The organism is Streptomyces sp. NPDC127119 (genome assembly GCF_042677425.1).
Lineage (GTDB): Bacteria > Actinomycetota > Actinomycetes > Streptomycetales > Streptomycetaceae > Streptomyces.
The window spans coordinates 24,214-38,819 of sequence record NZ_JBHXTO010000025.1; the positions used below are offsets into that span (position 1 = coordinate 24,214).

Annotated in this window: 12 protein-coding genes and 1 pseudogene; 7 read left to right on the forward strand and 6 right to left on the reverse strand. The window is 62.6% G+C overall.

Annotated features, from left to right (window positions below; all coding sequences use genetic code 11):
* Positions 1-357, reverse strand: coding sequence for a hypothetical protein (locus ACFVH5_RS14390; protein WP_385833923.1), 357 nt, complete (start codon positions 355-357; stop codon positions 1-3).
* Positions 358-783: 426 nt separating this feature from the next.
* Between ACFVH5_RS14390 and ACFVH5_RS14395 the strand changes: the two genes are divergently transcribed.
* Positions 784-1,827 carry an XRE family transcriptional regulator gene (locus ACFVH5_RS14395; RefSeq protein ID WP_385833983.1) on the forward strand — a complete coding sequence of 348 codons (1,044 nt, stop codon included), beginning with the start codon at positions 784-786 and terminating at the stop codon, positions 1,825-1,827.
* Here the strand turns inward: ACFVH5_RS14395 and ACFVH5_RS14400 are convergent.
* Positions 1,811-2,605 (reverse strand): NUDIX domain-containing protein, encoded by a 795-nt coding sequence (locus tag ACFVH5_RS14400; RefSeq protein WP_385833924.1) that lies wholly within the window; start codon positions 2,603-2,605, stop codon positions 1,811-1,813. The two genes, ACFVH5_RS14395 and ACFVH5_RS14400, sit on opposite strands and share 17 nt — an antisense overlap.
* Positions 2,606-3,417: 812 nt before the next feature.
* Between ACFVH5_RS14400 and ACFVH5_RS14405 the strand changes: the two genes are divergently transcribed.
* On the forward strand, positions 3,418-5,370 hold the full coding sequence (locus ACFVH5_RS14405; protein ID WP_385833926.1) for a site-specific DNA-methyltransferase: 1,953 nt from the start codon (positions 3,418-3,420) through the stop codon (positions 5,368-5,370).
* A complete protein-coding gene (locus ACFVH5_RS14410; RefSeq protein ID WP_385833927.1) occupies positions 5,367-7,682 on the forward strand; it encodes a DEAD/DEAH box helicase family protein in 2,316 nt (771 codons plus the stop codon). The genes ACFVH5_RS14405 and ACFVH5_RS14410 overlap by 4 nt, the downstream gene beginning before the upstream one ends.
* Before the next feature lie 136 nt (positions 7,683-7,818).
* Here the strand turns inward: ACFVH5_RS14410 and ACFVH5_RS14415 are convergent, their stop codons facing one another.
* Positions 7,819-8,139: a hypothetical protein gene (locus ACFVH5_RS14415; protein ID WP_385833929.1), complete on the reverse strand. Its 321-nt coding sequence runs from the start codon at positions 8,137-8,139 to the stop codon at positions 7,819-7,821.
* Between the two features lie 596 nt (positions 8,140-8,735).
* Positions 8,736-9,010: pseudogene (locus ACFVH5_RS14420) on the reverse strand (hypothetical protein); the annotation flags it as partial.
* Between the two features lie 79 nt (positions 9,011-9,089).
* Between ACFVH5_RS14420 and ACFVH5_RS14425 the strand changes: the two are divergent.
* Positions 9,090-9,845: a GntR family transcriptional regulator gene (locus ACFVH5_RS14425; protein ID WP_385833931.1), complete on the forward strand. Its 756-nt coding sequence runs from the start codon at positions 9,090-9,092 to the stop codon at positions 9,843-9,845.
* Between the two features lie 57 nt (positions 9,846-9,902).
* Here ACFVH5_RS14425 and ACFVH5_RS14430 read toward each other — a convergent pair whose 3' ends face one another.
* The gene (locus tag ACFVH5_RS14430; RefSeq protein ID WP_385833932.1) at positions 9,903-10,355 is read right to left on the reverse strand and encodes a DUF4262 domain-containing protein; all 453 of its coding nucleotides are present in this window, start codon (positions 10,353-10,355) and stop codon (positions 9,903-9,905) included.
* A gap of 323 nt (positions 10,356-10,678) precedes the next feature.
* On the opposite strand from ACFVH5_RS14430, the gene ettA reads away from it, so the two are divergent.
* Genes ettA through ACFVH5_RS14445 form a run of 3 tightly spaced genes read left to right on the forward strand, consistent with a single transcriptional unit; the run spans position 10,679 to position 13,469 of the window.
* Complete coding sequence (gene ettA, locus ACFVH5_RS14435; RefSeq protein WP_384802407.1) at positions 10,679-12,343, forward strand: energy-dependent translational throttle protein EttA; 1,665 nt, start codon at positions 10,679-10,681, stop codon at positions 12,341-12,343.
* Positions 12,344-12,348: 5 nt separating this feature from the next.
* Entirely contained in the window at positions 12,349-12,768 is a 420-nt protein-coding gene (locus ACFVH5_RS14440; RefSeq protein WP_384802410.1) for an acyl-CoA thioesterase, read from the forward strand.
* Positions 12,765-13,469: a hypothetical protein gene (locus ACFVH5_RS14445; protein WP_385833933.1), complete on the forward strand. Its 705-nt coding sequence runs from the start codon at positions 12,765-12,767 to the stop codon at positions 13,467-13,469. Before ACFVH5_RS14440 ends, ACFVH5_RS14445 begins: the two co-directional genes overlap by 4 nt.
* A gap of 112 nt (positions 13,470-13,581) precedes the next feature.
* Here the strand turns inward: ACFVH5_RS14445 and ACFVH5_RS14450 are convergent, their stop codons facing one another.
* Positions 13,582-14,595, reverse strand: a complete 1,014-nt coding sequence (locus ACFVH5_RS14450) for an ABC transporter ATP-binding protein (RefSeq protein WP_385833935.1) — start codon at positions 14,593-14,595, stop codon at positions 13,582-13,584.
* Positions 14,596-14,606 lie beyond the last annotated feature (11 nt).

Here is a 14,606-nt window from a genome sequence, read left to right on the forward strand (position 1 = left end):
TCAGGCCGCCTGCGAAGCCGGGCCCGCGACAGCCAGCGAGGTGACCGCGACCACGCGGAAGGCGATGCCGTGGCGCTTCTGGCCGTTGAACTCGTTCTCCCACGGCCGGGCGATCAGACCGGTCAGCGCGACCGGGGTGCCCATGACCAGCTCCTCGGAGACGCCCGACTCGGGAACGGTCAGAGAAAGGATCTCCACCTCGTTGTTCGCCGCGAACATCACGTCCACGGTCAGCAGCTTCGCGCCGGTCTCGGCGTCCATGGCGATCTCACCGGTCCGGCGGTCCTTCAGCTTCGTCTGCGGAGCCTTGGCGACCATCACGGTGGCGTTGGAAGTGTCGACGGGGATCTGACGCATTATGGAACTACCTCTCTGAGGGTGGGAGCGGCGTACTTACTTGGCGGTGGGGACGCCGCTCCTGTGCGTTGACGGGTGGCCCGCAGCGAAGCCGTAGGCACTCACACCGTCCGTCTGGTGCGCACCAGTAGATTGCAACTGGTGCGCACCAGAAGTCAAGCGCTGTACTGACTCCGGTGGTGCAACTCGCTTTGCTGCGACACTTCTAGAGAAGCGCTCGCGCCAACGATTCGGTAGCCAACAGGGGTTAACACGCGTCTCGTTAACCCCTGCCGACCTGCACCGATGTGAGGCATGCTGCTGTTACGGCTCAACACCCCATGCGGAGCGGCACAGGTGATGAACGGACTCAAGACAGCAAGAACCGCGCGCGAGTGGTCGCAAGAACGTCTGGTGCGCGAGATCGAACGTCATGCGCGTCAGCACATGCTCAGCGTCGCGTCGACAGCGAGCCTGCGCGTGTACGTCTCGGAGTGGGAGAACGGCCGGCGAGCCATCTCGACCCGATACGCAAGCATCCTCCGCGTCCTCCTGGGCGTCACGGACGACGAGTTGACCGGCAAGCCGGAGGCACCAACCAGCGGCTCCGCAGTCGACGGTTACGACGAACTCATGGGCCGTATCGACGCGGCCCGCAACGTCAGCCAGACCATGGTGAAGACGTTCATGGACCAGACCGAACTACTGCGGACCATCGACCGGCAACTCGGCGCTGCGAGCCTTGTCGACCAGATGACCGCGCACCTGTCGACGCTGGAAGACGCCCTCACGTTCGCCGTACTGCCCGAGACGCGACGCCCGGTAGCCGTGGCGTTAGCCGGAGCGGCGACCTTGGCGGCATGGCAGGCACTCGACGTTGGAGCGGTCGAACGAGCTTGGCGCCACTACGAGTTGGGCAAGCGGGCCGCACAGGAGGCAGACGAGCCGATGTATCTGGCTCACGCCACCGCGGAGCAGGCGTACGTACTCTGCGATGCGGGCCGGGCCCCGATGGCTGTCGAGTTGGTACGAGACGCCCAGCGACTCGGCGGCAAGGCCATGTCCCCGCGGCTCAGGGCATGGCTGCACGCGGCCGAGGCCGAGATCTGCGCAAGAGCAGGGCTCCAGGATGAGTGCCGGCGCGCACTCGACAACGCGGTGAAATGCCTACCGTCGGGCGAGGAAGCCCGCGACCCCGACATGCTGAGCATCTTCCTGAACGGCGGTCACCTGGCCAGGTGGCGAGGCAACGCACTGGCCCTGATAGGCGATGAGGAAGCGGTAGGCAGCCTGTACACGGCCTTGGAAGCGACCGATCCGACGTTCATCCGGGCATCAGCAGGACTGCGCTGTGATCTCGCGCAGGCGCACGTGGCCCGCGGCGAGTACGACCAGGCGCACGAGCACCTGCGCCAGGCACGCTTGGTGGCAAGCCGTACGGGGTCCGTGCGTCACCGCCGCCGAATCGAACAGCTCACCCAGCGGCTGTAGGCGAAGCGCCGGCACCGCGGGAAGCAAGCACGTGCAGCAGGGCAACAAGGGTTCCCGACCCCATGAGTTCCCCACGAGCCATCAGGCCAGGAATGTCAGCGAGGGGAACCCAGGCGATGTGCCCGGCTTCTTCCAGGTCGGTCGGTTCGCCGACGAGCTTTGCGCCCTGGCCCACGAAGATCTCATGCGGCGAATCGACCATGCCGACCATCGGCTGATAGGTGATCACGTGCTCAAGCCCGTCAGGCCGCCAGCCGGTCTCTTCCTCGACCTCACGCAGAGCCGCCTGCAAGGAGTTCTCACCCTCGTCGACGATCCCGCCAGGGAGCTCCCAGCCGAAGGACTGGGGGACGAAGCGGTACCGCCACATCATCAGGACACGGTCCTGATCGTCGATGACGGCAGCGATGGCCACGTGATGCAGGCGTACAACGTGATGCTCGAAGCGCTCAACGCCGGGCGGCTCGACATCGACGAGACCGAGCTTCACCCAACGGTTGTCGTACAGAGTCCGCTCACCATGGATCTGCCAGGGCTCGACGTCCGTCGGGGCCTTGGTGGTTACGGACCGATCGGGTACGCGGTAGGAGCTACGGCCGTGCACTTCGACGGTGCCCTCGGCGACCAGCCTCGCCAGCACCTGACGAAGGGCCGTGCGGCCGATCTCCAGTTCGTCGGACAGGGTCCGCTCTGACGGGAGCTTGGCACCGGGGTGGTACTTGCCTGTCGTGATCCACTCGCGAATCGTGCGGTAGACCCGCTCAGACTTCGGTCCCATCCCGTGAGCACGCTCCTTGTCGTCGGGTTATGTCGGCACGCACAACAAGCGTAGCCCTGACCTGCTCACGTGAGTAGGTCGTCCGACGGCGATGATCAAAGGTGCTCAGAGTGCGCGGTAGAACTTTCCCTACTTCATCAAGGCGGCTCGCTCCGCTCCCCGCGCGCGGCCCGGCCCCCGGCCGGGCCTGCGCTCCTGTCTCCGCCCCGCTCCAGCCCGGCCGGCGTCCGTGCCGCGCGCCCAGCATGCAGCTGCCTGACGCAAGAAAAGGGGTACGCCGTGGCTGGGGGTCGGCTCCACGGCTTTAGGCAGCCACTTTGGCGCGAGCCTCGAAGATCATGGCCCCCACGTCGTGCTTTACCGGGCAGGTCCGCAGACTGCCCGACGCGCCGGAAGCTTACGGGGCCATGATCACTCGCGCCAAAGCAGCTCCAGCCCAAAGCCGCTCCACCGACCAGGTTACTCAGCAGCGCCGATTCATCCACCCTGGCGGCCAGGTTCTGCGGGCATGCGAATCCTTGCACCACTAGCGCCCCTACTTCAGCACATCTACGTCCGTATTCCGGACAACGCTACCCGCGCAACACTCTCGGAGCACTGCGTGACAGTGCTCTAGCGGGCAGCGGGCCTGCGCAGCCGAAGGATAAGTAGAAGCGAACATTCCGCAAATCCCCATCAGTAACAAGCTCTTTTCCAAGCTTGATCCTCATGCCAAGATGCCTTGATGCACCGTCAACATCTTTGCGGCGCAGTACATGTAGCTCGCGCGCTCATCTAGACCCCAACCCGAGGGACAGCGAGGTACGGAACCAATGGACGAGATCAAGAACCTTGACGAACTAACTCGCGATGAGTTAATCCGGCTCCTCCAGGAACGGCCTGAACCCGGGATCAGCCTTGGCTTCGCCGGTAAGGCCACAGCGCGTCAATTGGCAAGACGAGTTCGACCCCGCGTGCAAAGAACAGTCACCCGGTACAGTGTCGGCACAGAAATAGATCAGTCGCGTAATCTACTCATCGAAGGTGACAATTTACACGCCCTCGTAAGCCTATACCGCGAGCGCGGTCAGGTGGACTTAATATTAGCCGATCCTCCCTATAATACCGGCAACGACTTTCGATACAACGATAAATGGGACTCGGATCCAAACGACACCGATCTTGGCGAGTGGGTCAGTGCTGACGACGGCGCCAGACATACAAAGTGGATGAAGCTTATGCTTCCACGGCTGCAGATGATGAAAGCCATGCTTAGGCCCACCGGCGTACTCGCCATTTGCATAGACCATAGAGAGCTTTTCCACCTAGGCCAGATGCTAGATGAGCTCTTCGGCGAGCGAAACAGACTTGCGATCATTAATTGGCAGAAAATTACGTCTCCAAAAAATCACGACTCTGGTGTATCCACGGCAACTGAATATGTGCTCGTGTACGCCCGGGATGCCGAGCACGTTACGACTGGGCGGTTACCCCACTCGGAAGAGGCAGCCCAAAGCTATCAGAGTCGAGATAACGACCCACTGGGATCGTGGAGCCCTTCCGACTCAACGCTCATGGGGGCACCGACTCACCCCGGTCAGGTGTACGGAATCCAGAACCCATTCACTGGACGGCTCCATTATCCGCAGCAAGGACGCTGCTGGCGAAACGAGCGGGCAAAAATGAAGGCTGGGGTTGAGGAATGGGGGATTACCTATGAGGACCGGGATGTCGGTGATGGTCTTCGTCCAGCCCTGATAATTCGAGGGGCTCGCAATCCCCTGACAGAAGACTATGAGTCCGATCCGAAAGTAATTGCGGCTCAAAAGAAGGTCATCAAGCGTAGGGGAGGTGTGTGGCCTCGATTCTTCTGGAGAGACGATCAGCGCAGAAATGCCGGGCATGGCGAATTACGCTACAAGACATACCTAACCGACGTTGCCAAGGGAGTGGTTCCGACAACTTTTTGGGCCAATGATGATTTTGAGCCGATCGCTATGGGGGCCGTATCGTGGGAACATCCTAAGTCAGGAACCAGCGAAGCTGGAGTTCAGGAGCTCAACCGTATTGTTGGTCGAGGCCACGGGTTCGATACTGTAAAGCCCCTCATGCTGATGAGGAAAATAATCAGTTTGTGGTGCCCGCCTGACGGATTAGTTTTGGACCCATTTGCAGGATCAGGGACGACGGCTCACGCCGTCATCGGGCTAAACAATGAAGCTGGTACTGATCGTCGTTTTATCCTGATCGAACAAGGCAGACCAGAGCGGGGAGACTCTTACGCGCGAACCTTAACTGCAAAACGACTAATCAATGCAATAAAAGGTGATTGGGCAAACAAGAAGGGTATCCCCCTGTCTGGTGGGTTCAAGTTCCTCGAACTTACAAAGCAGGTGGACGCGGCTACCCTTCTGCAAATGGAGCGTGACGAAATGCGAGACACTGTACTTGCCTCGCATTACGACTCAAGCCGTCGTCGAACTCCTAGGATTGTAGCGGTCGACAATTCTGCATACCGGTACTTGGTCGGCAGGAATGGCGACAATGAGGGTTACTTTCTAGTCTGGGATGGCCCGGACCAGAATATAGACCTAACCGAAGACGTGTACGAAGAGTGTGCCAGTGAAGCTGTCAGGGAGGGGTTAGAGCCGTTCTTTCATGTATACGCCCGCCGCGAACTTTTCCGCACAGACAACGTCAATTTTTTGAAGATACCAGATCGAATACTGGTTGATTTTGGACTCGATTTGAGAATCGACTCATTCACGGAGGACGATGAGATATGATTTCTCTTTTGCCGTTCCAGCAGATTGCCTCAACTCAGATCGCAACCAGGTTCCTCGAATACGCTGCAGATCCAGTTACGGTAGGTACGTCGCAGAATCGACACAGCGTCCCTTTCTTTCAAGCGCTTTCATCGCTAACGGCATCCGGAAAAACCGTCATCATGGCGGACGCTCTTAACGTGATTGCCTCATCGCTTACGGTTGAACCCGTAGTCCTCTGGCTATCCAAGCTAAACGTCGTAGTGGAGCAGAGTTTTGCAAATTTTCAAGCAGGTGGTAAGTATCACCACTTACTCGGCAACTACTTAATTAAGCCGTTAGCTGAATACAATGCCGGGGAGGTCAGGGAGTCAAATCAACCGCAGATGTATTTTGCCACGGTCGGTACCTTTAACCAGAAAGGGAAGGAGAATAGCAATCTCCTGATCTATAAGTCTGGTTTGGATACGACCGACCAATCAATCTGGGAGGCATTGAAATCCCGCATCGACGCTAACAACGTCCGGCGCCCCCTGCTTGTCGTGTACGACGAGGCGCATAACTTGAGTGATCAGCAGAGTGATTTGCTACTGGAGCTACAGCCCGATGCCCTGCTCCTGGCAAGTGCAACTATGAAGCTTCCAGTCCGCATTGCAAGAGAGGTAGAACACCTGAGGGACGCCGGCGGAAGGGCCGATAATTGGTTCACAACTCGCATCGATGCAAACCGAGTTGCCGACTCGGGACTTGTGAAGAGTACAGTTCTTCTCGCAGGTTATAACTCGCCTATGGAAGACACGATTGCTGACATGCTCAGCGATATGCGCGAAGCCGCAACAGAGGGCGACGCGCAGGGGCTTCTCGGAGCCCCGAAGGCAATTTATGTCTGTAACATAAATACTGTCGCTGATGACGGCTACCGAATCGATGACCCAAGGAAGCCGTTCTCGCAAAGGAAAGCGCCTCCGATCCTAATCTGGCGATATCTAACAGAACAATGTGGCGTGAGCCCAGAGGAAGTGGCTGTCTATTGTACTCTAAAACAGGACAAGGACTATCCCCTACCTGATGAGTTCAACCTTTTCTCTGGAGGAGATAAGGACTATGAATCCTTTACTCGCGGGGACTATAAACATGTTATTTTCAACATAAGTCTGCAGGAGGGCTGGGACGACCCGCTATGCTATTTCGCATACGTCGACAAGAGTATGGACTCAAAAGTTCAAATTGAGCAGATCATTGGCCGAGTACTCCGGCAACCGGGAGCCCAGCACTATCCAGCGGAGCGTTTGAACACAGCGCACTTCTATGTTCGAGTGGATAGAAACGAGGCCTTCCAGAAAGTTCTAAATGATGTCGAGCAACGACTGGGTCAGGAAGCTCCGCAGGTGAAGTTCATTAGCACCCCGCCTGGGAAGCCTCGTCCGCAAGAGTATGTGCCCTCTGAGCCGATGTCGCTGCCGGCGACTGGTTACGAAACCAAAGATGCGCTCGATCCGATGGAACACGCTCTAGCCAAGTTGCACGACTACCGAGTCCCGTCAGTCAACACTCACGGAAAAGGAAGCCGTAAAGTCACTTCCTTCGATCTTGCGGAGCGGAGAAAGACGGAAAGTGAATGGGAAGTTCTGGAAAATCCTAGCTTGGTTTCAGTTCGTTGGGTTTTCAACCGTGAGCTCAGGCAGCGACACTCCAGTGTGTTAAACGTTGTCCTGACAGACGATCCGAAATTTGATGCGGGTATCGGGGTTGGTAGCCCGGCGCACACTCATGTCACTGAAGTCGCTGCCGACGTCGTAGACGCCTATCTCGAAAACATATCCCTGACGCAGCGTAAGTCAAATCCGTATTCTATAGGGCCCATCCTCGCCAGATCGGATGAAATTCACCTATTTCAAAACTCTCTGCATGAGGGTTACGATCGCCTGAATCGGTTTGAGCTTGAATTTGCTCAAGCTGTAGACCAGTTCGATGTGCCTTGGTGCCGGAATCCGTCTCGTATTGGGTATAAGATCCCTCTAGCAGTGCTCGGGCCAACCGAAAATTTCTATCCAGATTTTGTCATCTGGATTAGGAATAGGGTATTGCTAGTGGACACCAAGGGTGAACACTTGATCCACGAGGCGGCGGCGCGGAAGCTTGTCAATATTCGGCATCGGCACGACGCGACACGATTCCTGGATGTCCGATTCGTCAGCAAGGGGCAATGGAAACCGGATCCGGTACAGGAGAGCTCTAGTGGTTTCACATTGTGGGGGCATAAGGGTGACGGAGCTCGGAAGACCACTCACTATGACGAGTTGCGAAAGTTGGTGCGGGCGCTTCTATCCTGAACCGTAGACACCAATTTGGGCGGGGCTTTCGTAAGTGGCCGTAGGGATCTGATCGTCTACTGCCCACAAAGCAGGGAGCCTCGAACCGTGCCCGAGACTCCCTGTCGTGCTGGACGTTGCCTGGCCGACGTCGCCCTCAGCGGTCAGACGGTAGTTCCTCTCGAAGATGTTCCGGTGTGGCCAGGCGGCTCCCGCGGCTGGTTGCAACTCGCAATACGTCTCTCAGCGTCGCAGTCAACTGGGCGGCAAGAAGTGGTAGTTCATCAAAGTCGCCCGTCCTGTGATCGAGTACCTGAAGTGCGTGCTTCAGGAGTTCGGACGCCGTGTCGAGCTGATCCGCCTCGATGCGGTCCGCCAGACGGGACATGAAGCCGTCACCATCGTTGGTGCTCAGGTAGCACGGTTTGCCTTCCGGTCCCACCCACGGGAGGAGCCTGAGTCCGCGCTGTTCCGTCATCACTGAGTCTGCCTTCCGGTGGTTTCGAGGTTGGGTGCCGGCGCACATCCAGGGATCCAGCCGCTCGGCGGTTCGCTTTCGGCGGGTGTGGAGCAGTCAGGCACTGGATGGCATGGGCAGTCGCAGGCCTCATAGATCACTGGCACGTCGACCGGTGCCGATGCCGGAGAGGACTCCGCGCAGGCGTGGTGTGTGCCGATCCGGCAGGCGATCGATCGGTAGGAGATGCCCGAAGTGTCTGAAGCGGGAGTCTGGTGTCGGGAGCGCATCAGACTGTTTCCAGATGTGCCGACCATGTTTCGCTCGGCAGGTGGGGAGCCGTGGCAACCGTCGGTCGCTGTTGCGCGTGCTTTTCCCAGGCCAGCATGTACGGGCGGATGAGCGCGTTTTCCTCGCCCGTTAGCCGGTAGTAGTGCCTCGCGGAATCGGGGGTCCGTCGTAAGGCGACCGTCGGTTCGTCCGTGAATGCCGCCGAAGCAGGAGCGGACGGTGGCCGTGAAGGTGTTGAGGGGCGGCGGTGCCTGCCCTTGGAGTGTCGTGCTCCGGCTCGTGTGACAGCGCGAAGGATGCGGTTGAGCACGATGGATCAGCTCCTGTCGCTGATGGGTTGGTCCCGTGGCGTCGTCTGTCTTGGGACCGCTTTGTGTAAGACCGCCCAGAGGGTGCGGGCGCCCAGGCTCGTGGCGAGGAGTCCGAATCGATCGGCCTCGGCCACGACCTCCAGGGCTTCCCTCCACGACTCGGCGGGGAGCTCTTCCGGCACCTCCGCTTCGACCGACGTGAACTGGGCGTGTTGCTCTATGCGCGTGGGGAGTCCGAGCCCCGACAGGCGGTTGGCGATGGCCGCCGCGCTAACTCCCGAAGCGGGCACAGGACAGCCTCCGTTAAGCAGCGATCACATGGAGTGAAGCTAGTTAACTAGATTAGAGCTAGTGGACTAGATTTTCCACATGCCTGAGCAAGCGCCCTTCCTTCGCATCGCCGACGAGCTCCGACGGCGGATCGTGGAACACGCGTGGGAGCCGGGGGACCGGCTTCCCTCTCGCGCCCAGATCGGCCAGGAGTACGGCGTGGGCGAGAACGTGGTCCGGCGGGCGCAGGAACTGTTGATCTCGCAGGGCCTGTTGGAAGGCCGCGCCGGATCAGGTACGTACGTCGCCGAGCCGCGGAAGCGGGTGCGGGTCGTGCGGTCATCGGCGCGTGAGCAGCCCGAGGGGTCGCCGTTTCGCGCGGACATGAAGGCTGTCGGCAAGCAGGGCGACTGGGAGAGCCGGACGGACGCCAAAGTGCCGGCTCCGGTGGATGTCGCGGCACGGTTGGGTATCGAGGAAGGCGCTCTGTGCGTCCGGACTGTCTATGAGTTCCTGGCCAACGGCAGGCCAGTGCAGCTGTCGACGAGCTGGGAGCCGTACGACCTCACCGCGGGAACGCTCGTCGTCCTTCCGGAGGGAGGGCCGCACGCCGGAGCGGGTGTCGTGAACCGCATGGCCGCGATTGGGATCACCATCAGCCATGCCGTGGAGCAGCCGGAGCCCAGGCAGGCCAGCGCCGAGGAGGCGTCGCTTCTCGGAATCCAGAAAGCCGCGCTCGTCACGCACATCCGGCGGACGTACTACAGCGACCAGGGGCGGCCCGTGGAGACGGCGGACATCGTGGTGCCCGCCGCTCACTGCGAGATCGTCTACGAGATCCCGATCAGTCGTTAGCGGCGCAGCGGGGGAGTGGGCTCCACTCGGTTCCGGAGACGAGTCGGGCCGTGGGCCTCAGTCGAGGTCGGCCCAGGCTCCGCTGGTCTCTTTCTTCGAGAGCCACAGCTGGGGCTGGCTCGTGCGGCAGTGTTCCTGTGCCTGGTTGTCCCAGGGGAACCGGCTGTCCTTGTCCGGCCAGAACAGCTGCATGATCGGAAGCGGGGGTGCCTGGTAGAAGTCGAGCCCAGCGCCGAAGAAGATCCGATACCAACTCGTGTGCACCGGCCGGATGGCCACCGAGTAGCCGTTCAGGATGTCGTCACGCAGTTGGTCGGGTTTCAGAGGGTGACCGTTGCGGATCTCCCGACCCGCGACGTTGAGGACGGACATCATCGTTTCTGTCCGCAGGCCGAAGATGCAGACCTCCGGGCTGCGCAGGGTGTGCCACAGACCGATCGAGTAGGCCCAGTCCGCCGGAGCCTCATCCGCAGCGCCGACGCCCATCACGTGCCAGCCGTGTTCGGTCACGTTCGCGGCTGTGCGACTGTCGCGTTCCTCCCAGGCAGGGCCATCCGCAGGAGGGGCGCACAGGAGACAGAAGCAGGAGGAGGCGTCCATCCGAGGAGGTTACGGCGTCCTTGATCACGGCCGATGCTGGGCCGTCTCTGGGCCGTGCGAGGGCGACCGGGGCCGACAAACGGCGACCGGCGGTGACAGGCGAGCTTTGGTCGCTGGTGGGGAAACGCCAGGTCAGGTGCCCACAGCCGAACGCGTTTCCCCCGGGGGGTAGCCGTGCGGCAAGATGGGGTGTATCTGCCCACTGCCGAATTCAAGCGTCCGGACGGTTTCTCTTGGCTGAGTTCATTTACACCATGCGCAAGACGCGCAAAGCGCACGGCGACAAGGTGATTCTTGATGACGTCACCCTGAACTTCCTGCCGGGGGCGAAGATCGGCGTCGTCGGGCCGAACGGTGCCGGTAAGTCGACCGTGCTGAAGATCATGGCGGGCCTTGAGCAGCCGTCCAACGGTGACGCGTTCCTGTCGCCCGGCTTCAGCGTCGGCATCCTCATGCAGGAGCCGCAGCTGGACGAGAGCAAGACGGTTCTGCAGAACGTCCAGGACGGCGCCGCCGAGCTCATGGGCAAGCTCAGCCGCTTCAACGAGGTCGCCGAGCTGATGGCGACCGACTACTCGGACGCGCTCCTGGACGAGATGGGCAAGCTCCAGGAGGACCTGGACCACGCGAACGCCTGGGACCTCGACGCGCAGCTGGAGCAGGCCATGGACGCGCTGGGCTGCCCGCCCGGCGACTGGCCGGTCACCAACCTCTCCGGTGGTGAGAAGCGCCGCGTCGCGCTCTGCAAGCTCCTCATCGAGGCGCCCGACCTGCTGCTCCTCGACGAGCCCACCAACCATCTCGACGCCGAGTCGGTGAACTGGCTGGAGCAGCACCTCTCGAAGTACGCGGGCGCCGTCGTCGCCGTCACGCACGACCGGTACTTCCTGAACAACGTCGCCGAGTGGATCCTCGAACTGGACCGCGGCCGCGCGATCCCCTACGAGGGCAACTACTCCACGTACCTCGACAAGAAGTCCGCCCGCCTCAAGGTCGAGGGCCGCAAGGACGAGAAGCGGCAGAAGCGGCTCAAGGAAGAGCTGGAGTGGGTGCGGTCCAACGCCAAGGGCCGCCAGACCAAGTCCAAGGCCCGCCTCGCCCGTTACGAGGAGATGGCGGCCGAGGCCGACAAGATGCGGAAGCTGGACTTCGAGGAGATCCAGATCCCGCCGGGCCCGCGACTCGGCTCCATCGTCGTCGAGGTCCAGAACCTGTCCAAGGCCTTCGGTGACAAGGTTCTGATCGATGACTTGAGCTTCACGCTGCCGCGCAACGGCATCGTCGGCGTCATCGGTCCCAACGGCGCAGGCAAGACCACGCTCTTCAAGATGATCCAGGGTCTGGAGACCCCGGACTCCGGCGCCATCAAGGTCGGCGACACCGTCAAGATCAGCTATGTCGACCAGAGCCGCGCCAACATCGACCCCAAGAAGACGCTGTGGGCCGTCGTCTCCGACGAGCTGGACTACATCAACGTCGGCCAGGTCGAGATGCCGTCGCGGGCGTACGTCTCCGCGTTCGGCTTCAAGGGTCCGGACCAGCAGAAGCCGGCCGGTGTCCTCTCCGGTGGTGAGCGCAACCGCCTGAACCTGGCGCTGACCCTCAAGGAGGGCGGCAACCTGCTGCTCCTCGACGAGCCCACCAACGACCTCGACGTGGAGACCCTGTCGTCGCTGGAGAACGCGCTGCTCGAGTTCCCCGGCGCGGCCGTGGTCATCTCCCACGACCGGTGGTTCCTGGACCGGGTCGCGACGCACATCCTCGCGTACGAGGGTGAGTCGAAGTGGTACTGGTTCGAGGGCAACTTCGAGTCGTACGAGAAGAACAAGGTCGAGCGGCTCGGTGCGGACGCCGCCCGTCCGCACCGTGCCACCTACAAGAAGCTGACCCGGGGCTGATCTCCTTGCGGCACATCTACCGCTGCCCGCTGCGCTGGGCGGACATGGACGCGTACGGCCACATCAACAACGTGGTCTTCCTCCGCTATCTGGAGGAGGCGCGTATCGACTTCCTGTTCCGCCCGGACAAGGATTTCCAGCAGGGGTCCGTGGTGGCACGCCATGAGATCGACTACAAGCAGCAGTTGGTGCACCGGCACACCCCGGTGGACATCGAGCTGTGGGTCACGCAGATCAGAGCGGCCTCGTTCACCATCTCCTACGAGGTCAAGGACCCGGACCAGGTGTATGTACGGGCCCAGACGGTGATAGTGCCGTTCGACTTCGAGGCGCAGCGGCCGCGTCGTATCACCGCGGAGGAGCGCGAGTTCCTCCAGGAGTACGCGGACGACGGGGCCGGTTCCGCGGGGGCCGTCGCCGCATGACGGCCCTGCACCTCGTCGACGAGGGGGAGGCGGCGGATCTCGCCGCCTTCCTGGCCCGGCTGATCCACTACGACCGGGCCGCCGCGGTGCGGCTGCAGGCGTCGGGGACGACGCTCGCGGTGTTCGGCCGGCCGCCGTCGTTCGAGGTGCTCGCGATCCGTACGGCACGGCTCGCGAAGCCGTACGAGGACGGTCTCGACCTCACCCTGGACGTGACGGTCTCGGCCGGTGAACTCCTGGAGTCCCTCGACGAGGCGGCGGCCACGGCGGCCGTGCCCGCCGCCGTCACCGGACCGCCGTGGGCCGGAGTGCTGCCGCCGCGCGGCGGCTGGCGGCCGGAGCCGGGGCTGCCCGGCCTCGACGCGGTGCGCACGATCGTGGCCGCGGTGGTCGCCGAATTCCGTTCACGCATCGACGAGTTGGCGCCCGAGGGACGTACGCGGGCCGCGCTCGACGGGATCGGGCGGGAGATCTGGTCCCGGCCGGTCGGGGACACCGAACTCCCGGTACGGGCCGCACACGCGGCCCAGTCGCTGGGCTTCCTCAGGCCCGCGCGCACCGCCTCCGCCTCCGCCGCCGCCCCCGACGAGGCCCCGCTGCGCCTGCTCTCGTCGGGCGCGTGGCTCAGGCTGCGGACGCCGTACGGGACCGTCGCCGTGCGCAAGGCCGGGCTCGGGGCGCTGGACGTCAGCGTCCGCTGAGCGTTCCCCTCCGGAGACCGTCCGGGAGGCCGCCCCCGGAGCCCCCCCTGGAGCCCCCCGGGGAGACCGTCCCCTTCGGCGCTCCCTTTTCACGGCCTCTTTCGACCGCGGGTCAGCGGTGTTCGCTGTCGTCCGGCCATACGCCGATGTGGTCCGGTTCGAGTTCGAGGGCGACGCGGTCGCGCATACCGAGGGCCTCGGTGTACTCGGCGGGCAGTTGGAGCCGGCCGGCCCGGTCGAGCATCGCGTACTCGCGGGCCACCACCGTCTCGTGACCGGTCGTGGCGTCGACCTCGGTGCGGCGCAGGACCTCCGTGGAGGTACGGCCGTCGCGGATGGCGACGGTCCGGCGGACCTCGGTGGCGACCGCCTGGTCGTGCGTGACGATCACGATGGTCGTGCCGAGACGCTCGTTCGCGGTGCGGAAGGCGGCGAAGATCTGTTCGGCGGTGTGGGAGTCGAGTTCACCGGTGGGTTCGTCGGCGAGGAGGACCGAGGGGTCGTTGGCCAGCGCCACGGCGATGGCGACGCGCTGCTGCTGACCGCCGGACATCTGGAACGGGCGGCGGTCCCGGCACTCCCCGACCTCCAGCAACTCCAGCAGTTCCAGGGCGCGTTGGGCCTGCGCGCGACGGCCCTTGCGGGAGACGCCGAGCTGCATCGGCAGGGCGACGTTCTGGGCGGCCGTCAGATAGGGCAGGAGATTGCGGGCCGTCTGCTGCCAGACGAAGCCGACGGTCTCGCGCCGGTAGCTGAGCCGGTCCTTCGCCCCCATGGTCAGCAGGTCGTGCCCCGCGACCCGGGCGGCGCCCGCGGTGGGGGTGTCCAGACCCGCCAGGATGTTCATCAGGGTCGACTTGCCGCTGCCGGACGCGCCGACCAGCGCCATCAACTCGCCCTCGCGCACGAGGAGATCGAGGCCCTGGAGCGCCTGAACCTCCACGCCGTCCGTGGAGAAGATCCGCACCAGCCGGTCACAGGTGATCAGGGCGTCATGGCCGTAGGCGGGGCGGTCGCGGCGGTCGGCGGCACGCCGGGCGAGGTCGGCGAAGGAGGGACCGGCCGGACCGGCGGAACCGGCAGGACCGACGGAGTCGGCAGGACCGACGGAGTCGGTGGTCGTCATCGGGCGTCTCC

Excerpts from the sequence above, each read along its gene's own strand:
- ACFVH5_RS14425 (WP_385833931.1), top strand. The coding sequence starts at position 9,090 with ATGCCTGAGCAAGCGCCCTTCCTTCGCATCGCCGACGAGCTCCGACGG.
- ACFVH5_RS14395 (WP_385833983.1), top strand. The coding sequence starts at position 784 with ATGCTCAGCGTCGCGTCGACAGCGAGCCTGCGCGTGTACGTCTCGGAG.
- ACFVH5_RS14400 (WP_385833924.1), bottom strand. The coding sequence starts at position 2,605 with ATGGGACCGAAGTCTGAGCGGGTCTACCGCACGATTCGCGAGTGGATC.
- ACFVH5_RS14390 (WP_385833923.1), bottom strand. The coding sequence starts at position 357 with ATGCGTCAGATCCCCGTCGACACTTCCAACGCCACCGTGATGGTCGCC.
- ACFVH5_RS14415 (WP_385833929.1), bottom strand. The coding sequence starts at position 8,139 with ATGACGGAACAGCGCGGACTCAGGCTCCTCCCGTGGGTGGGACCGGAA.
- ACFVH5_RS14410 (WP_385833927.1), top strand. The coding sequence starts at position 5,367 with ATGATTTCTCTTTTGCCGTTCCAGCAGATTGCCTCAACTCAGATCGCA.
- ACFVH5_RS14445 (WP_385833933.1), top strand. The coding sequence starts at position 12,765 with ATGACGGCCCTGCACCTCGTCGACGAGGGGGAGGCGGCGGATCTCGCC.
- ACFVH5_RS14405 (WP_385833926.1), top strand. The coding sequence starts at position 3,418 with ATGGACGAGATCAAGAACCTTGACGAACTAACTCGCGATGAGTTAATC.
- ACFVH5_RS14450 (WP_385833935.1), bottom strand. The coding sequence starts at position 14,595 with ATGACGACCACCGACTCCGTCGGTCCTGCCGACTCCGTCGGTCCTGCC.